Genomic DNA, 17,586 nt, shown 5'->3' with positions numbered 1-17,586 from the left:
CTTTTCTCGCTGGCATAAAAAAATGCACCCCCTAGAATTTTATCGGATTTTACCCAGAGGGTTTTTCCAATGTCCATTCTAAGGGGTGCACTTCATCTAACGGATAGGCTTTTTTTGCGTTGCCGTGCGGCACAAGTGCGTCGCGCTGCGGGGCTGTCCTTGCGGCATGGCCGGGCCGGGCCCTATGGAGCCTTGCGGTGCCGCACAGTCACACTGCCGCACTGGCCCGTCAGCGTCCGAAATAATCAATCCGCATCGCTTCCCGCACTTCCCGCATCGTTTCGCGGCCGATGCCGCGCGCTTTGGCTGTGCCGGATTGGAGAATTTCGTCCACGTCCGCAGGCTTCGCCTCGTAATAAGCTCTGCGCTCCCTCATCGGCTCCAGCAGGGCGTTCAGCCCTTCCGCCAGCTTCTCCTTGCAGGCTGTGCAGCCAATGCTCCCCCGTTCGCAGCTCTCCCTTATTTCCGGGGCATCCCCGGCCAGAAATGCTTCATGGTAGGAGAAGACCGGGCAAATCCCGGGATGACCCGGATCGTCTTTGCGGATTCTCGAAGGGTCTGTCTTGGCCTTCTTCAGTTTATCTCTTATCTCTTCCGCAGAGGCATCGAGCTCAATGCCGTTGCCCAGACTCTTGCTCATTTTGCCGTTCCCGTCCAGACCGATCAGGCGCGGCTATGGCCGACCAGCGCCCGGGGCTCTTCAAACACCGGCCGGTAGAGCGAGTTGAATCTGCGGACGATTTTGCGGGTCTGCTCGATATGAGGAATCTGGTCGTCGCCCACCGGGACGAGCGTTGCCTTGCAGAACGTGATGTCCGCCGCCTGGCTGACCGGATAACCGAGGAAGCCGTAGTACAAATCGTCGTACCCCCGCTGCTCCGCCTCGCTTTTGGTCGTCGGGTTATGCCTCAGCGAGCTGACTGTGACAAACATCGAGTAAAACACCGTCAGCTCGGCGATTTCCGGAATGAGCGACTGCACGCACAGCACAGCCTTCTCCGGGTCGATTCCGGCCGCCAAGTAGTCCAGCGCGACAAGCCGCAGATGTTTTCTTACCAGATCCGGGTCCTCAAAATGCGTCGTCAGCGCCTGCACATCCGCCAGCAGCAGAAACGTTTCCATCTGATGCTGCAGCTCCACCCGCTTTTTCAAACTTCCGGCGTAATGGCCGAGGTGCAGCTTCCCGGTGACGCGGTCTCCCGTTAATATCCGTTCCATATTCATTTCTCCTTTGAATGTAGGTTTCAATCCCTTTTCGCAAATGTTTCAAATCTTTGTCCGTCCTGTTTTTGAGACGCCACCACCAACCGTCTTCCACGGCCATCACCCCCTTTATGTGAAGTAAAATGTTTTCGAAGATTAAGGTCCGGAACGTAAACCGGACAACAAAAAAACTCCGTCCTTAAAAAGGACGAAGTTTCACTTCGCGGTACCACCTTTGTTCGTTTGCCTGGACAAACGCGCTCTAACGTACGGAAAGCGGTCCGCTTTCGATACGGGGTCCCAGGATAACGGCCGGACCTGCTGCCGCCGGCTCCTACTGCCCGCAAAGGGGTTCGGACCGGCACTCGGAAGCCCATTCGGCGTCTGCCCGACACTGATTCTCACCTGCCATCAGCTCTCTGGAGTCCTGCCTGACGCTTACTCTTCTTCTTCATCGTAACGGGTATGCTTTCGGCTTGCTTTTCAACAGTTTATCAGGCTGCGGGGAGGAAGGCAATTGTTTGCGCCGGAATTGTTTACCGGGTTTCGTTTGCGGGTTATAAGTCTTAACGAATAACATTCAGATTGGGGGAGAGTATTTTGAAAACAAAACTCGGCCTGCTTGCCGCCGTTTCGTGTCTGGCCTTGACCGCATGCGGAGACTACAAGGAGCAAGCATCCCCGCTCAAACAGGGCGGCGCCGCAGACCGTTCTTCCGCCGCCGAAGCGTCGCGTTCTGCCGTGTCCCTCGCTCAGGAATACTCCAAAGAAGATACCGTTCAAATCGGCGATGCGAAAATAAAAGTAAGCAAAGTGGAAAAATTTACGGAGCAGGGGCCAGAAACGCCCAACCTGCCGGACGGCGAATTTGTCGTGGTGACGCTGAATATCGAAAATTCGGGGACCAAAGAGCTCCCGTACAACCCCTACAGCTTTGAAATGGCCAACAGCAACGGGATGATCAGCGATAAAGTGCTCGCTTCCTTCTCCGGGGAAACCGGCCTCAAATACGGCGAACTGGCTCCGGGCGGCAAAGTTTCGGGCACTCTGGTGTTCGAGCAGCCCAAGGGCGATCCCAAGCTCCAGCTTCTTCACAAAGAAGACGTCCGGCCGGACAAAGCGGTAAAAATCAATCTGCAATAAATGTGCGATAAAAGCTCGAACCATGAAAAATGCCCTGTTCCGCCGACGGAACAGGGCGTTTTATTTTTTTATGACCGGCTTTATTTCGTTTTCTGCAAGCCTGTCCTTAGCAAGCACCTCTTGCACAGGGGGACTGGGACTATTCAGGACACCCAGGCCCGGCCTTCACATGCATCTGGCCTTTATAGCGCTAGTTCCCGCCTGTGCAGTCTTCGGTTTTCTAAAACTTTGCTCCTGCCTGCTTTTCTACCGCGTCTTTGAGCATCATGTACACATCGCCGTCGCTTAACTTCTCTTTATTGGCGATGATGCCGAGGGTCGCTTTGCTGAGCAGCCCGCCGTTTTCCAGCGCGGCCTGCGCTTCCGCGGCTTCAACCTTCAGCCCCGCGGCCAGCGCGATCGTGTAGCTCGCCTGCTGCAGAGTCAGCGTTTTCTTCGCAGGCTCCTCCATCCCTTTCACGGCGGCGGAAGGATCTCCTTGGAAAGAAGCGGCGTACATCCGTCTTACGCTGTTCATCTGGTTCACCATCCGCTGCGCGTTCGACGGATTATCCAGCTCCTTAAAGCCTGCGTTGGCATAAGAGCCGTAAGCAATGCCCATAGACACCGCCGCTTTCAGACCGGGATACGCCTTATGCTTCATAAACGCCGCTTCGTCCAGCTTATAAGGCTTGAGGTCCATCCCCTGATCGTTCAGCCGCTTCTGCAGGTCGGCGATCAGGGATTTGGATTCCGCCATGGCGCGGAAGGTCGTGCCCTTCTCCGCGGCCAGCTTGGCCGCCGCTCCGGCCGCTTCGCCCTCGGCCATGCCGACGGGGATGACGCGGGCGCTGCCGTGCGCCAGCGTGTCGTAGCTGGCGCTCCGGCCCACGACGAGAAGGCCGTCTACGTTCTGCGGCACGATGCTGCGGAACGGAACCGCGTACTTCGTCGGATGAACGACGACCGCGCCGTTATCGTTAGGCGACGTTCTTTGGATATCCGCCGGATAAGATCCGAAAGCGATCCGGTCCCACTGGTCGCGGTTTTCCAGCAAATCCACGACGCTGAGCCTGTGCAGCCCTTCCATGTGGCGGGTTTCACGCACATACAGCTCGGGAGCGATGCTGTCCAGCTCCACGTTCTTGAATTCATCGAACGTCTTCAAATACTTGACGACATTCGGAATTTCCTTGGCTGCGATCTCCAGCCCTTCCTGCTGGGATTTCGCGTTCAAGCCGTCGATATCGAAAATATGCAGCGCATTGATCAGCACCGTACCGTCAAGCTGCCGGCCGATATTGAGCCCGCGCATCTTCATGCGCTGCTTGTTCAGCGGCACGTAGCCCGCCATCTCTTTGCCGTATCCCCAGGCGGACATTTTGTCCAGGCCCGTATCCTTATCATTGTCGCCGTTCAGCCTTTTGGCCACCTTGCTCCACACATCGTCCGTGACATTTTCCAGCCGGAATACGGCCGTAACGGCCATCCGGGCTTTTTTATCCCCGATATCTTCCCGCCCGATGGTAAAAGGCACTCCCGCAGCCGCGGCGAAATCCGCATCCTGCGTCGCGTCGATAACGGTTTTGGTGCCGATGGTCTGTTTCGTCCCATCCTGTTTGGTTACGGTGATTCCGGTTACGGTTTGAGCGGCCCCTTCTTGTTTGAGAACCGGCTCCACACTGTACCCGTCCATGGAGACATCAATGTTTTTCTCATCGGCAACGAGCTTATTAAACGCATTGGCCGCTGTCGTTACGTCAAAGGAATGACCTTCGATTTTCTCGTACCATTCTTTGAAAATGCCCTGATTGAAATACGCAGGCTCTTTGCCGGGCAGAGTCGACACGGTTTTGTCCCAGTTCATGTCGATGCTGTTCAGCCAGCCTTCCGTCATAAGGCCGCCCAGAACCGTACGCTTGCGGGGTTCGATCAGAAGAGTCTTCAGCCCGCTGCGGGAAGCGGACACGGCCGCGCTGACGCCTTCGGGATCCGTGCCGACTACAATAACGTCGTAGTTGTCTTTCAGCTTGTCGGCCGTGGCGACTTTCGTCAATTCCTGCTTGGCCGGAAGCGGTCCCCCGACAGCGGCCTTCCATTTAGAAGAGTAATAATACCAGCCCCCTCCGGCACCCGCCAGAAGGACTAGAACCAGAACGAGTAAAAAACCTTTCTTACCTGTAAAAAAAGAACCGGACATTTGTGCACCTCGTAACTTTCATTTTCATTTTCGTTCATTTCAATTTCATTTCTTTCTTTTCATGCTTCATTTCGTTATTTAATCGGGTTCAAAACGGCGGTTTTCTGTGTCCGTCTGCCCTTCCACCACATAACCGCACGCCAGCCCAGGACACAATCCAGAATGATGATCAGGGGCATCATCGTGACGTTGTAGCGGTAATCCGCCACGAAGCCGAGACGGATCAGGCTCATCGCGATAACCGTGAGAGCCAGCAGCGTAACGGTCTCCCTCCAGCGCCTCAGTGCGGCCAGAACGGCTATGGCGCCGGACAGCACAAGTGTGCGGTGAAGCAGGTTCGCGTTGAACGGGATCACCGGATAATAAGGCTGATGGCCCCCGCCGCGGTAGACGCTCTGGTACACGTACTGCATTTTTCCGATCGTATACCACTTGATAAACAGCCCCGGCTGGGTCGTAAAACCGGCTTTCAACCGGGCTATGGCCAGCTCTTTCTCCGTTTTCCCCGCGGGGTCTACCAGGCTCTCGTCGTTAAACGTATTGTACGGATACGTTCCCGCCCTGAACGGGTTTTCTTGAGTCGCCGTCGCGACCCACTGATGCAGCGTGACGGCATTGCGAATCCACCAGGGCGCAAGCAGCAGCACAACGGCCGCGGCGGAGCAGGCAAACAGCCGGATCGTCCGCTTCCTCGCTTCTTTGTCCCGCAGCCACTGGAACGCGAAGGCCACGGCAATCAGCGGCAGAAATTCCGGGCGTACAAGCACGGTCAGACCGAGCCAGATTCCCGCGGCGGCAGCCCGGCCGTAAGAAGGCGTTTCGAAAACCCGGATCTGAGCAAGCAGATATCCCATCAAGAGGAAAATGGCCAGCACCTCGGTCAGAATGGCCCCGTTGGCCCAGACGAACGGCGGATATACGGCCGCGATCAGAAGCGCAATGAGTGCCGTCAATTCGCCGGAAAACCTTCTCGCAATCCGGTAGACGAACCCCAAAGCGGCCAGACTCAACAGCGCCTGTATGTACCGGACCCAGGGAAGCGGGTCGTGCTCCTTATAATCCGCGATCTCATATACCGCCGCCAAAAAAAGCGGATAACCGGGGGTTACGAGCGCGTTCGGGGTCTCGCCGTTATAGGCGTATACTCCCGTCTCCAGCAGTTGTCTGACCATCTTATCGTAATTCAGCGAGTCATGGGGCATCTCGTGATCGACCGAACGGAGAAAATCGATCCTCACATATGCCGCCAGCAGAAATATTACCGCCAATGCGGCCCATACCCGTTTTTTACGGTTCATAATTCTGCTCCTTTCGGCGTTCCCGTGATTTCTAGTATACAAGAGAGAGTTTAAGGCGCGGTTTAGAACCGCTTACCGCTCGCTTAAAGCATTCTTAAGAAAACTTAAGGATTTCCCTGCCGATAGAAAAAAAGAAGGCCGCTGACGATCGGCCTTCCTTAGCTGTCTGTTCCGGGTTGTCGTGAAGGCTGCAGAGGGAGCCGCGTTTCGAAAACCGTCTGCTTCCGGTGGCTGCGCGCCGCTATTACCCCGCCGTGCATCTCGATAATGCTCTTGGCGATAGCCAGTCCGAGGCCGGTTCCGCCCGTGCGGGACGATCTTGACTTCTCCGCCCGGTAAAACCGTTCGAAGATATACGGCAGGTCCGATTCCGGAATGGGCTCTCCGTAATTGACAATCTCCACGACAGCCTCTTGCCCGCTGCGGCTGATTTTGATATCGACAACCTTGCCTGCGCTGCCGTACCGGATCGCGTTGGAGATCAGATTCTCGTAGGCCCGGACCAGCTGCCTGCCGTCCGCCCGGATATAAAGCGTGTCGTCCTCCGCAGTCACCCGGCACGTCATGCCCGCTTTCGTTAAAATCGGGACGAACTCCTCCGCCAACTGCTTCAGAAAGCCGTAGATGTTCACTTTCTTCATTTCAAGCTCGATGCCTTCGCCGGGCAGCGACGTGTATTCGAACAAGTAGTCGATGAGCTTGTTCAAATTTTTCGTTTTCTCAAAAGCGATGCGCGTATAATACCGGAGTTCGACTTCATCCTTGTACCGGTCCGTCTCAATTAGTTCCAGATAGCCCAAAATCGACGTCAGAGGGGTACGGAGATCGTGCGAAACGCCCGTGATCAGCTCGTTTTTCGTCCGTTCCGCTTTTCTTTCCTCTTCGATGGACTTTTTCAGCTTCCGGGTCATCGCGTTGATCGTCTCCGCAACCTCGCCCAGCTCGTCGGAAGAACGGGCCACGATTTCATAGTCGAGATTGCCTTTCGCGATTTCCTGCACGCCCTGTGTGATCTCTTCCAAATACCCGATAATCTTGCGGCTGAAAATAAAAAAATAAACAAGAAACAGCCCGCCCCCGACCACGACCATTACGGGCGTAGAGCCGATATTGTTAACGACCCAGCGGAGGGGTCCCGAGTAATAGCTGAGGCCGATGATCGATTTCACTATCCGGTAGGCGAGAAGCACGGTTCCCGCAGCGAACACAATGCTGAGAATAAAAATAAAAATAAACTGCCAGCGCACGGTGTGGATAAATTTGTTTTTCAAGTTTGTTCACTCCAGTCTTGCCCCTCCGAGCCGAACTTATTCGATGGTGTAGCCGATTCCCCAGACCGTCTTGATCATTTGCGGACGGCTTGGGTCCTTTTCGATTTTTTCACGGATTTTGCGGATATGAACCATGACGGTATTGTTCGATTCGAAAAAAGGCTCGTCCCATACGGCTTCGTAAATCTGCTCCATGCTCAGCACCTGCCCTCTGCTGCGGGCCAGCACCTGAAGAATCGCAAACTCTCTGGGCGTCAGTCTGACCTCGCTGCCCTCCACATATACTTTATGGGTTCCCAAATTAATGAGCAGGTCCTCGATAAGAATTTCATTCTCGTTTTTGGCGGGACGGCTGTTGAGCTGCCGGTACCTGCGGAGCTGCGATTTGACCCGTGCCAGCATCTCCAGCGGGCTGAACGGCTTGATCACGTAATCGTCCGCCCCGATGCTCAGTCCCGTGATCTTGTCGATCTCCTGACTTTTGGCCGACAGCATGATGATCGGCATATGCTTTTCTTCCCGTATTTTCATGCACGCCTCGATCCCGTCCATCCGGGGCATCATGACGTCCAGAATGATCAGATCGACTTCGTTTTCGTTCAAAAGCTCGAGAGCCTCGGCGCCGTCGGATGCTTTCAACAGCCGGTAGCCTTCATTTTTCAAGTAAATCTCCAGAAGATTGGTGATTTCGATCTCGTCGTCGACAAGTAGAATCGTTCCCCCGTACATATCTGTACCTCCAACACGGCTAACGGTTTGCTTGAATAACCGCCCGTTTTCTGTCTTTGTCCTTAATGATACCATATCCTATTTTGTGGGATTCCTTAAACTATTTTAAGATAAGCGCCCGGAACATAGTAAAAAACCCCGCCCGAAGGACGGAGTTTTCGCTTGGCGCCGCCGGAGCTTCGCCAGTTATGTTTACTTGATGTCGTAGAACTTGTACAAATCGTCGAGAAGCAGGTTAGCCGCTTTAACGCCGCCTGCCGTGTTCCAGGTTACGTCGTTCACCTTCTGGGCCTTGCCGTTCTTCACCACGTTCAGGTTCTGCCAGAGCGGATCCTTGGTAATCGCTTCTTCCTGCTTCGTACCGTTGCCGTCGCCCGTTTCATACGTGAAGTAGAACAGACGGTCGGAATCCACTTCCGGCACGCGCTCTTTCGTAATTTCCTCCACGAACGTATCCTTGGCTTTTACAGGCGTACGGGCAATGCCGATCTGTTTGAAAATAATGCCGGTAAACGTATCGTCGAGATAGATGCGGGTTTTGCCGGCCATAAAACGCACGACGGAAACTTTCTCTTTCAGCTTGTCGCCCGCTTTGGATTTGAAGTCTTCAATGCGTTTGTCGAAGTCGGCGATCAATTTCTCGCCGTCCGCTTTTTTGTTCACCGCCTCGGCATAGAGGCTGAAGTTGTTCTTCCACTCGCCGCGCAGCGTTTCGGAGAATACGGTCGGCGCAATCGCGCTGAGCTGGGCGTAAACCTTCTCCTGGCGCATTTTGTTGCCGATGATCAGATCCGGTTTCAGGCTGATGATCGCTTCCATGTTCGGCTGATGCTCGTCGCCCACGACGGTTACGCCATCCATATCAGCCTTGATGTGGTCGTACCAAGGGTTACCGGTGAACGATTTAACCGCTCCGACCGGCTTGATGCCCAGAGCCAGCAAGGCTTCCGTTCCTTCATTCGTCAGAATGACGACGCGTTTCGGCGCAGCCGGCACTTCGGTCTCGCCCATGGCATGTTTAACCTTGATCGTTTGTTTCGCTGTATCTCCGGGTGCGGGCGATGCCGCTCCCCCATCCGAAGCCTGGTTGCCTTTGCCGCAGCCTGCCAGAGCAAGCGCCATCGCAAGGACGATCAGACATAATACGTAAGATTTGCGTGCTGCTGATTTCATTCGTTGTATTCTCCCCTGTCCGTTCTTGGTGATAATGATTATCATTCACAAGGAATGATACCTTTTTACAGTGAGGTTGTCAACCTGAAACCTCTCGTTTTTCCGCTAAAACGATCCGTTTTCCCGTGTAAAAATCTTCCCATGCCTGCCGGGTTCTCTCGCTAATAGGAAAGGTTCCTTGTATAATTCCACTAGAAAGACCGGACGGCAAAAATGAACACGCCGGCAATAACGCACAAAAATAAACGGACGGGCGGCCATGCCGCGCGGCATATCGTGCCGTCCTTCCTGTGACCCTTGCCAAGGTACGAGTCCCGCAAGAACCGGACCCGACGGGGGCGCGATTCCATTCCTTCAAAAGGAGAGTCGATATCTCTTGACCATGCTTCTCCTCGCCTGTCTGTTCACCCTGATTATTCACGCGGCCGAAACGTCCGCCTACGCCTTCCGTCTGGCGGGAATCCGGACCGCCAAACTGGCTGTCGCCCTTTCGCTGGCGGGTATGATCGTCCTGATCTCCCGGACTTCGAACATGGTGCAGGGCCTGATGATCTCCGGCATTGCCGATAAGGCCGGACGAACAGACCCCCATCTGGCGCTGGCGCCGTTCCGCTTCGTCCTGATGTCGGCATCGGTCGGAACGGCAATAGCGATCGTGCTGTTTCCGACGCTCGTCTCCTTGTCGGCGCGGATGATCGCCCATTTCGAAGTCACGGGGTCCATTCCGTCCCTGCTGAAGGCCACGGCCAACGTGCACGGCATCAAACAGGCCCGCAAGCACCTGCGCCCGCCCCGCCTGCAGATGCTCTCCCGCCTGCGGATCGGCGGGGTGCCCAAACGCCTCGTGCTGCTCAATGTCATCGTCACGGCCATCTACACGGTCGGCGTCCTGGCGGCCCTGTACGCGTCGGCCTTCAGCCCGGACAACAAGTCGCAGGCCACCATGTCCTCCGCCCTCATCAACGGCATCGCCACCATTATTATGACGCTGCTGATCGACCCGAAAGTCGGGCTGCTGACGGACCGGGCCATGCACGGCAAAGCCAGCCAGGAGGCCGTTAACAAAATGTTCGGCCTCCTCATGCTGTCCCGTCTCGCCGGAACGATTCTGGCCCAGGTGCTGCTCGTCCCCGCCACCTCGTTCATTCTCTGGGCGCTCACGCTGTTCTGAGCGGGAGACCCGGGCGCGGCCGCGGAACTGATACCGACTGCCGGAAACGGACGGCCAGGCAAGCTGTCAGCCCTGTCGGAAGCGCGCTGTGTGCGGGAGAACGAACCCGCCCACCGACAGCGCAGCCGGACAGACCGGACAGACCGTCGCCCGGACCGTAACGGCTTCCGATAAGAGCTTCGGGGCTTGCCCGTATCGCCTCTCTTCCGTCTGCAAGCCCCCGATTTGCTACCGGGGGCTCTTTCACGTATGATGAGGAAAAAATCGCCTTTCAGGGCTATGACGGGACGGTGTTACTCCTATGATCGGCCCCTCCGCAGGGACTGAACGCATCATCGCGCTCGATATCATCCGCGGCTTCGCTCTGCTCGGTATTTTTCTGGTCAATATGCCGACCTTCAGCGGAAGCGAATTTGCGGTCTACCACGGCGCGGACAGGTGGCTCCGGCTGCTGTTCGATTTGTTCGTCCAGGGAAAATTTTATCTGATTTTCTCCTTCTTGTTCGGGCTCGGATTCTACATCTTCATGACGCGAGCCGAACAGAAGGGATATGGGCCCGGCCTGTTCCGCAGGCGCCTGCTCGTGCTGCTGCTGATCGGCTTCCTGCATTTGGCGCTCTTCTGGAGAGGAGATATTCTGACTCTTTACGCCATCACAGGCTTCCTGCTTCCCGTTTTTTACCGGATGAAGACGGAAACCGTCCGCAAGTGGGGCCTCCTCCTCGTGCTCGGCTACCTGCTGCTGATTCTCGGCCTGCCCGCCCTGATCATCGCGCTGGTCGCCTACGCGAGGGGAGGGATCGATCCCTCCCTGGGAGGCCCCTTATACACGGAAGCCGATGCCGCCGCAAGCCTTCACGCGTTCCGGACGCTCTCCTGGCCCGACTGGCTGGCCTGGCACTGGCGCAGCGAAGTGTGGGACTCGCTGTCCAGCCAGCTCTCCATGCTGCCCGTCGTCCTCGGCATGTTCTTGCTGGGACTGGCGGCGGGAAGAAGCGGCCTGCTTCATGACGTAAGCGCCCACCGGGAGCGGTGGCGCAAGATCCGCAGCCGGTGCCTTGCGCTCAGCCTCCCGCTTTTGGCGGCCATCGCCGCCATTTACGCGATCGGGGCGGAAACCGATCTCAGCCTCGTGACGTTCTTCCTCGTCTACACGAGCGGGTTCACGCTGGCGTTTGTCTACATCGCCGGCCTTGCCCTGCTTCTCGAAAATCCGGTCTGGCAGCGGCGGCTCCGGTTTCTCCAACCTTACGGCCGGATGGCGCTGACCAATTATTTGTCGCAGACGGTCCTCTGTGTCGTTCTGTTCCTCGGCTTCCGCTTATACGGTCAAGTCAGTCTGTGGCAGGGCACCCTGCTCTGCCTCGCCATTTACCCGCTGCAGATCGCCTTTTCGGCATTCTGGCTGAAAAGATTCCGCTACGGGCCCGCCGAGTGGCTCTGGAGAAAATGGACCTACGGCCGCCTGTCGCCGGGACGCGGGCAAAGCCGGTGATTAAATCTCCGGAATCCCGAAATCCCGGAATCTCGAGAGGGCCGTACTGCGGCGCTTGCGGCTAAATTTTGCGGGCCCCGGTCCGGTCCAACGGAAACCATACACGGCCGGAGCGTTTTAGGACGTCAACGGCGTGCAGCCTTCATCATCCCGCCGATATTCCCGCCCGGGTCACGCGTTCCCGCTCCGGTCCACTCTTCCCGCAACTCCGCGGCCGCACAAAAAAACAGCCCCTTATGCAGGCAAGCATAAGGGGCTGTTTTCGCTAGCTAATAAAGCCGGAATTCTTTCTTGTAAACCGCCTCGTCGTCGTTGGAGTCCATAATCCGGACTTCCAGCGTACACTTGCCGGGAAGCGGCAGGTAAGGTCCCTGGGTGTAATAGGTGTACATGTTGTACCCCTCCAGCCAGTTTTCTTCCTGATTCTCCTGAAGCTCCAGCGGAATCTGGATGGGAGCCAGCGTGGCCTCCTCTTCTTCCTTCGGCTCGTACTGGGCGTTCATCTGCACATGCTTGGGCAGTCCCATCGTATCCAGCACCCAGACCGTCACCTTGAACGTGTTGGTGCCCGGTGCTTTCGGAGACACTTCGGCCGTCATATGCACGCTTTTGCCCATCTCGTGCCAGTTCAGCGGCTCATTCGGGGGAGCCGGAGACAAGTAAGTGAGGACGCCGACCACCGCAAGGATAATCAGCATAAAGCTGAAATCCACCTTGTAGAGCTTCGCTGTCGCCTTGTCCCGCTTGTTCTTCATCGTATAGCGCAAGAAGGCGGCCGTCCCTACGACAAGCACGACGACGCCGACCTTAACAAGCATAAGAATCCCCCACTGGGTATAAATGATCATATCCAGACTGGGCAGGAATAACAGCGTCAGCACGACGCCGCTCACGGTAAGCGCGATAATCGACCCTAGCGCCGCTCCTGAGAAGCGGCCCAGGAAGGAGGTAAACTCCTCCCTTCTGTTCCGGTACACCGCGGCTGCCGCCGTCAAGCCGCCTACCCAGACAGCCGCCGCTCCCAGATGGATAAAATCGGCGGCTACGCTCGCCGAGACGGGCGGGAACGTTACCGCATGCCCGGACAGGGCTTTAACCGCCAGCAGCGCGGCCGCCCAGGCATAGTCCAGCCAGGCGGCTCGTCCGAGCAGGACGAAGCCCGACAGAGACAAGCCAAGCGCTACGAGCCAGGAAATACCGATTCCCGTACCCGTCAGCAGACTGCCGAGCTGGGAAAGTCCTCCGTCGCCGAGGAGAGCCTCCACATGTGTAAGAATGACAAAAAGCAAAGCAACCAAGTAAAACCGCTGCAGATTCAGCGTCCATTTCGCGGAAACTTCCTGCGGCAGCTTGCGGCCGAATTCCGAGCGCCTCCAGAGCAGCCAGCCGGTCAGCGCGAGCATCGCCGCGTACCACAGACCGCGCGCCGCATACTGGATCAGCCCGTCTACGCCCGAGTTGCCGAGATTATGGTTGTGTCCGGCGGTCGTGCCGCCCGTGTTCCCGTTCTGCGCGGCGGGCGCCGCATTGCCGACCGTGAGCGGATAACTCCCGCCCACCGGGTGACCGTCACCCGAGATGACGTGGTAGGACACCACATACAGCCCGTCGTCCAGCTTCGGCAGCTGCAAAACGATCCCCGTCCGGTCTTTCGTCATCGTCGCCGCATTGTCCGTAACCTTCGCGCCCGACTGGTCAAGAACACGAATATAGTAGACGCCTTCTTCCAGCGGCTCGTTAAAGGTCAGTTGGATCTGTTCCGGCGCCTGCGCCAGCGTACTGTTCGGAGCGGGGTCCGTCCCGGTCAGAATCGCATGCGCAAACGCCTCCCGGGGAAACAATCCTCCCAGGATGACGAGCAGGCACAGCAGACCGGCCGTAAAAAAGGTCCGCCGTGCCGTCTTCACTACCTTTCCTTTCATGTTCAGTCCATCCGCCTCCAGTGTCTTTGTAAGTCACGCTTCCCGGACCTTTAATCCCCGGGGAGCGGTTTGCGGCCTGTGTACCCGTCCTGCCGGCTATGATAATAACCGATGCGTTCCTCTCCGCTGCGCCAGCAAAGGAGGACTTCTTCGCCGCCCAGAATGGACGGAAAATCCACAAGGCCGGAATCAATGTCCTTTAGCTCGATACCTTGATGATAAAAGTGCTGAATCATTCCGCGGGCTTCGATCTGCAGAAATTCAAGATCGCATTCCAGCTCGAAAAGCGGATCGTATGCTTCTTTTCCGCCCAGCCTGCGGACCGCCTGTCTTTTTTCACGCAGCTCCGCATACTTGTCCTCAAACTTCTTCTTGATTTCTTTGAGACCGGAGATCTGATCCTGTACCGCAGGCAGCAGGACGTTGGCTTCCTCTACCGTAAAATACCGTTTGGCCATTTACTCCACCCCCTAAGATCAGTGTACCAGAAACAGGTTCCCCGAATCGAATGTCTTGAGCGGTCGGCTCCTCCAGTATACGCGATGAAAAAGGCGGAGAAAGAAAGCTCAGATGACAATTCCATGAAAGAAGGGAGAAGTCCTGCTTCTGTTTCTGTGCTGTACTTTCACAAAAAATTTCATTAAAATCATTTCAAATCCTATTTTCCGAAAAAAAGGCGGTGCCCCCATGAGCTTGTCCAAGCAGGATTTTTATATCGTCGATGTATTCGCCGAAAAGAAATATGCGGGAAATCCTCTCGCCGTCATCATTTGTCCCGAGCCGCTGCCCGCCCCGGATATGCAGAGCATTGCCCGCGAAATGAATTATTCCGAGACTACGTTCCTCCAGCCGGAACCGGATGCGGACGGAAGCTACCGGGTCCGTATCTTTACGCCGAACAGCGAGCTGCCGTTCGCCGGTCACCCTTGTCTGGGGACCGCCTGGATCATCCGTCATCTTTACAGTCCCGATGCAAAGGAAATTACCCTGAAAGTTCCCGCCGGAAACATTCCGGTCACCTTCGGCAGCGACGGCGTGCTCTGGATGGAGCAGCTTCAGCCTTCTTTCGGAAGTCTTATTTCCGCTTCCGCCGCAGCAGCGGTAATCGGACTGGAAACGGAGGAAATCGACGAACGCTACCCCGCTCAAGTGGTATCGACCGGCATCCCTTTCCTCCTCATTCCCGTGAAAACCCTCGCCTCGGTGCGCAGCGCGGTTTACCGGGCCGAAGAAGCAGCCGCGCTTCCCGCAGAAGCCGCCGTCCCCGTCATGCCGTTCTGCCCGGAGACTTACGATAACGCGAACGGGATCAACGCCCGCGTGTTCGTGGACGAACTCGGAGTGCCGGAAGATCCGGCTACGGGCAGCGCGGGCGGCTGCCTGGCCGCTTACCTGGCGCACTACCGCTATTTCGACGGCCCGTCCGTCGAAACGGCTGTCGAGCAGGGCTATGAGATCGGCCGCCCGTCGCTGCTATATCTGCGGGCAAGCGAAATGGACGGCCGGTTCGCCATCCATGTCGGCGGACGCGTATTTTTTACGGCGCAGGGGCAGCTCGTGTAAAGCGCTCTTGCTGCCGATGTCCGACCGGGCAATTCGGTCCCCGGCTTACCTTCCATTAAAAAAAACCATTTCCGGCCTGCCGCAGGCTGAAATGGTTTTTTAATTGGATGAAGCGGACGCTCGCCTCTTAATCCAGAAGCCGCTTCACGTTCATTTCCAGCTCGACCATCGAGAACGGCTTGGTCATGTACTCGTGAACGCCAAGCTTTTGAAGCGTGTCCATGCTTTCTTCTTTTTTCCGACCGGAAAGCATGATCACCTTGCACATGGTTCCCGTCACGGGAGGCTCGGTGTTAAGAAGCTCCAGTAGCTCGATTCCGCTCATTTTGGGCATAATGCCGTCCAAAATGCACAAATCTATGCCGCCTTCGCGGATACGCTCGTACGCGGCTTCTCCGTCCTCCGCCTCTTCGATATCAAGAGGCAGGTGCTGAAGACCCGAGACCACAATGGCGCGCAAAATCTTATCGTCGTCCACGACGAGCAGCTTGGGACGATGCCGTAGGCTTCCCTCGGAACCGGCCGGAGCGGCTTCCGTCTCCTCCTCGATATAGATCCGGTCTTTGCCGTCCTGCTTCGCCCGGTACATCGCCCGGTCGGCCTGCAGAATCCATTCGTCTATGGACAGATCCGAGTGCCAGGCCGACACGCCCGCGGAGAACGTAATCCAGTAGTCCTCCCCCTCGTCGGACACGATCGGCTGAAGGTGCGCCATCTCGAGCAGAGCGCGCAGCGATTCCGCCGCCGCTTCCGCTCCCGTCCCCGGCATGACCACGACAAACTCTTCTCCTCCGAAGCGAAAAACAAGGTCCGTCGAGCGCATCCGGGTCTGCAGCAAATGCGCGAGACCTTGAAGAACCAGATCTCCCGTATGGTGACCGTGCCGGTCGTTGATCCGTTTGAAATTATCGATATCGATAAAGGCGAGCGAGATGGCGGACGGATAGCGCTGCACCCTCTCCAGCTCCAGCTGAATCTGGTGATCGAAGTACCTCCGGTTGAACACCGCCGTTAAGGGATCGCGGAAGGCCAGCTCTTCGAAATTTTTGGTTCTTTTCACAATCCCGTAAATGCGTGCGGCCAGCTCTTCATATTGAAAAGGCTTCGTCACGTAATCATCCGCGCCCAGATGGAAACAGCGCACTTTATCGCTTAAATCGTCACGGCCGGACAACACGATCAGAGGCACCCATTTCAAGGTCGGATCTTCCTTCAGAAAATCGAAAAGTTCATAACCCGACTGCGGGTACATCATAAGATCCAGCGTAATCAAATCGTAGGCCTGCTGCCGCAAGAGCAGCTTGGCGGACGGGACGTCGCTCGCTTCGTCCACTTTGTAGCCGTCCAGTTCGAGCCGCCGCACCAGATATGTGCGCAGCACATCGTCATCGTCTATGATCAACAAGCGCCTTTTGCCGCCCATTGTGTGTACGATCCCGTTTCCCTTCTGTTCGTCCACCTCGAGCTCGATCACCGAAACATCGTGTTCCATCAGCAGATGACGGATATATTCGCTCGTGTGCGTGACGCTTTCATTGACCAGAGGGGTGAAATCCGCCGTTAACGCCGCAGATGGATGAAGGGACTGCGTCCATTCCCACACGCGGACGAGTTCCTCGGCGATTTTGCCGATCCTCCCGAACTGGAACATGGGGGCGCTTCCTTTCAGCATGTGAACGATCCGGTACATATCCTGAAGATCTTTCACCTCGGGTGAGGAAGCTATGATCACCAGCAGATCGTCCATCTGTGCGATTTGATGGGCCAATTCCTTAATGAACAGCCTGCGCCCCTGCTTCAGCAGCCGTTCGTCTCTTCCCTCGGCATCTGAGCCATGCCCCCGGGAGCTCGGTTGATTCATGGTTGAGATTCACTCCGTTCGTAATCGCGTAATCGCTGTCATGCGCCGCCTATAAGAGCCTCCACGGTATCGACCAGCTGAAGAGGGCTAAACGGTTTGACAATATAAGTGCTGACACCGGCCGCAGTCGCTTTCTCGCGATCCTTGTCCAGAGCCTTGGCGGTCAGCAGGATAACGGGCACTTCGCGGTTGATCCCGCCTTCCGAACGCAGCCATTCGCACACCTCGACCCCGGTTTTCTCCGGCATCATATAATCCAGAATAACCAGATCGTAACGCTCTCTAACGAGCTCGGCAACCGCTTCTTTACCGTCCATAACCTCCGTGATGGCGTATCCTTCGTCCGAAAGCGTCTCGGTCAACAAAAATCGGAGTGCGGCTTCGTCGTCTGCGAGCAAAATGCGGTATGGATTCAACTCCATTCCTCCTGTTCGTCTGCGGTCTGTCTCTACACCGATAGGGTTCGATTAATATTTCCGAAATCCTTCCACAAACCATCCACCGCAACTTTTTATCTATGATAGCACACGAGCCCGATCCGGGTAAAAAAATTTCCAGCCTCTGGGGGAGACTGCCGG

The 17,586-nt window shown here is 56.4% G+C and carries 15 protein-coding genes and 1 other annotated feature; of the genes, 4 read left to right on the top strand and 11 right to left on the bottom strand.

Annotated features, from left to right (window positions below; translation table 11 throughout):
- Window positions 1–229: 229 nt before the first annotated feature.
- Both ABH899_RS21555 and ABH899_RS21550 read right to left on the bottom strand, forming a co-directional pair.
- Entirely contained in the window at window positions 230–640 is a 411-nt protein-coding gene (locus tag ABH899_RS21555) for a hypothetical protein (protein WP_370000423.1), read from the bottom strand.
- 23 nt (window positions 641–663) lie between these two features.
- Entirely contained in the window at window positions 664–1,218 is a 555-nt protein-coding gene (locus ABH899_RS21550) for a hypothetical protein (protein WP_370000421.1), read from the bottom strand.
- A gap of 186 nt (window positions 1,219–1,404) precedes the next feature.
- Window positions 1,405–1,667, bottom strand: a binding site (T-box leader).
- Between the two features lie 136 nt (window positions 1,668–1,803).
- Between ABH899_RS21550 and ABH899_RS21545 the strand changes: the two genes are divergently transcribed.
- Window positions 1,804–2,346 carry a DUF4352 domain-containing protein gene (locus ABH899_RS21545; protein WP_370000419.1) on the top strand — a complete coding sequence of 181 codons (543 nt, stop codon included), beginning with the start codon at window positions 1,804–1,806 and terminating at the stop codon, window positions 2,344–2,346.
- 220 nt (window positions 2,347–2,566) lie between these two features.
- Here ABH899_RS21545 and ABH899_RS21540 read toward each other — a convergent pair whose 3' ends face one another.
- The 5 genes from ABH899_RS21540 to ABH899_RS21520 form a co-directional block, all read right to left on the bottom strand.
- Window positions 2,567–4,525, bottom strand: coding sequence for an FAD-dependent oxidoreductase (locus ABH899_RS21540; protein WP_370000417.1), 1,959 nt, complete (start codon window positions 4,523–4,525; stop codon window positions 2,567–2,569).
- Between the two features lie 74 nt (window positions 4,526–4,599).
- On the bottom strand, window positions 4,600–5,823 hold the full coding sequence (locus ABH899_RS21535; RefSeq protein ID WP_370000415.1) for an ArnT family glycosyltransferase: 1,224 nt from the start codon (window positions 5,821–5,823) through the stop codon (window positions 4,600–4,602).
- 158 nt (window positions 5,824–5,981) lie between these two features.
- On the bottom strand, window positions 5,982–7,094 hold the full coding sequence (locus ABH899_RS21530; RefSeq protein WP_370000413.1) for a sensor histidine kinase: 1,113 nt from the start codon (window positions 7,092–7,094) through the stop codon (window positions 5,982–5,984).
- Between the two features lie 36 nt (window positions 7,095–7,130).
- Entirely contained in the window at window positions 7,131–7,823 is a 693-nt protein-coding gene (locus ABH899_RS21525; RefSeq protein ID WP_218229061.1) for a response regulator transcription factor, read from the bottom strand.
- Window positions 7,824–8,015: 192 nt separating this feature from the next.
- The gene (locus ABH899_RS21520; protein WP_009676175.1) at window positions 8,016–8,996 is read right to left on the bottom strand and encodes an ABC transporter substrate-binding protein; all 981 of its coding nucleotides are present in this window, start codon (window positions 8,994–8,996) and stop codon (window positions 8,016–8,018) included.
- A 382-nt stretch (window positions 8,997–9,378) separates the two neighbouring features.
- Between ABH899_RS21520 and ABH899_RS21515 the strand changes: the two genes are divergently transcribed.
- On the top strand, window positions 9,379–10,167 hold the full coding sequence (locus ABH899_RS21515; protein ID WP_370000434.1) for a lipid II flippase Amj family protein: 789 nt from the start codon (window positions 9,379–9,381) through the stop codon (window positions 10,165–10,167).
- A gap of 301 nt (window positions 10,168–10,468) precedes the next feature.
- On the top strand, window positions 10,469–11,662 hold the full coding sequence (locus tag ABH899_RS21510; RefSeq protein ID WP_370000410.1) for a DUF418 domain-containing protein: 1,194 nt from the start codon (window positions 10,469–10,471) through the stop codon (window positions 11,660–11,662).
- Between the two features lie 269 nt (window positions 11,663–11,931).
- Here the strand turns inward: ABH899_RS21510 and ABH899_RS21505 are convergent, their stop codons facing one another.
- Both ABH899_RS21505 and ABH899_RS21500 read right to left on the bottom strand, forming a co-directional pair.
- Entirely contained in the window at window positions 11,932–13,584 is a 1,653-nt protein-coding gene (locus ABH899_RS21505; RefSeq protein WP_370000408.1) for a copper resistance CopC/CopD family protein, read from the bottom strand.
- A 50-nt stretch (window positions 13,585–13,634) separates the two neighbouring features.
- Window positions 13,635–14,042 carry a DUF2203 domain-containing protein gene (locus tag ABH899_RS21500; protein WP_370000406.1) on the bottom strand — a complete coding sequence of 136 codons (408 nt, stop codon included), beginning with the start codon at window positions 14,040–14,042 and terminating at the stop codon, window positions 13,635–13,637.
- Window positions 14,043–14,271: 229 nt separating this feature from the next.
- Here ABH899_RS21500 and ABH899_RS21495 point away from each other — a divergent pair, with 229 nt between their 5' ends.
- Window positions 14,272–15,147 (top strand): PhzF family phenazine biosynthesis protein, encoded by an 876-nt coding sequence (locus ABH899_RS21495; RefSeq protein WP_370000404.1) that lies wholly within the window; start codon window positions 14,272–14,274, stop codon window positions 15,145–15,147.
- Between the two features lie 127 nt (window positions 15,148–15,274).
- On the opposite strand, the gene ABH899_RS21490 is transcribed toward ABH899_RS21495, so the two are convergent.
- Together ABH899_RS21490 and ABH899_RS21485 are read right to left on the bottom strand one after the other, a co-directional pair.
- The gene (locus tag ABH899_RS21490) at window positions 15,275–17,008 is read right to left on the bottom strand and encodes a diguanylate cyclase (RefSeq protein WP_370000402.1); all 1,734 of its coding nucleotides are present in this window, start codon (window positions 17,006–17,008) and stop codon (window positions 15,275–15,277) included.
- Window positions 17,009–17,046: 38 nt separating this feature from the next.
- Window positions 17,047–17,430: a response regulator gene (locus ABH899_RS21485; RefSeq protein WP_036740184.1), complete on the bottom strand. Its 384-nt coding sequence runs from the start codon at window positions 17,428–17,430 to the stop codon at window positions 17,047–17,049.
- Between the last annotated feature and the right edge of the window lie 156 nt (window positions 17,431–17,586).

Source organism: Paenibacillus sp. RC84 (assembly GCF_041260495.1).
In the GTDB taxonomy this organism is placed as follows: domain Bacteria; phylum Bacillota; class Bacilli; order Paenibacillales; family NBRC-103111; genus Paenibacillus_F.
The sequence above is the reverse complement of the archived record's forward strand: the minus strand, read 5'-3'. Positions and strand labels throughout refer to the sequence as shown.

What these genes read in the sequence shown, in the direction of transcription:
- ABH899_RS21555 (WP_370000423.1), bottom strand. Translation starts at nt 640, where the DNA reads ATGAGCAAGAGTCTGGGCAACGGCATTGAGCTCGATGCCTCTGCGGAA.
- ABH899_RS21550 (WP_370000421.1), bottom strand. Translation starts at nt 1,218, where the DNA reads ATGGAACGGATATTAACGGGAGACCGCGTCACCGGGAAGCTGCACCTC.
- ABH899_RS21540 (WP_370000417.1), bottom strand. Translation starts at nt 4,525, where the DNA reads ATGTCCGGTTCTTTTTTTACAGGTAAGAAAGGTTTTTTACTCGTTCTG.
- ABH899_RS21535 (WP_370000415.1), bottom strand. Translation starts at nt 5,823, where the DNA reads ATGAACCGTAAAAAACGGGTATGGGCCGCATTGGCGGTAATATTTCTG.
- ABH899_RS21525 (WP_218229061.1), bottom strand. Translation starts at nt 7,823, where the DNA reads ATGTACGGGGGAACGATTCTACTTGTCGACGACGAGATCGAAATCACC.
- ABH899_RS21520 (WP_009676175.1), bottom strand. Translation starts at nt 8,996, where the DNA reads ATGAAATCAGCAGCACGCAAATCTTACGTATTATGTCTGATCGTCCTT.
- ABH899_RS21515 (WP_370000434.1), top strand. Translation starts at nt 9,379, where the DNA reads ATGCTTCTCCTCGCCTGTCTGTTCACCCTGATTATTCACGCGGCCGAA.
- ABH899_RS21510 (WP_370000410.1), top strand. Translation starts at nt 10,469, where the DNA reads ATGATCGGCCCCTCCGCAGGGACTGAACGCATCATCGCGCTCGATATC.
- ABH899_RS21505 (WP_370000408.1), bottom strand. Translation starts at nt 13,584, where the DNA reads ATGAAAGGAAAGGTAGTGAAGACGGCACGGCGGACCTTTTTTACGGCC.
- ABH899_RS21500 (WP_370000406.1), bottom strand. Translation starts at nt 14,042, where the DNA reads ATGGCCAAACGGTATTTTACGGTAGAGGAAGCCAACGTCCTGCTGCCT.
- ABH899_RS21495 (WP_370000404.1), top strand. Translation starts at nt 14,272, where the DNA reads ATGAGCTTGTCCAAGCAGGATTTTTATATCGTCGATGTATTCGCCGAA.
- ABH899_RS21490 (WP_370000402.1), bottom strand. Translation starts at nt 17,008, where the DNA reads ATGAATCAACCGAGCTCCCGGGGGCATGGCTCAGATGCCGAGGGAAGA.
- ABH899_RS21485 (WP_036740184.1), bottom strand. Translation starts at nt 17,430, where the DNA reads ATGGAGTTGAATCCATACCGCATTTTGCTCGCAGACGACGAAGCCGCA.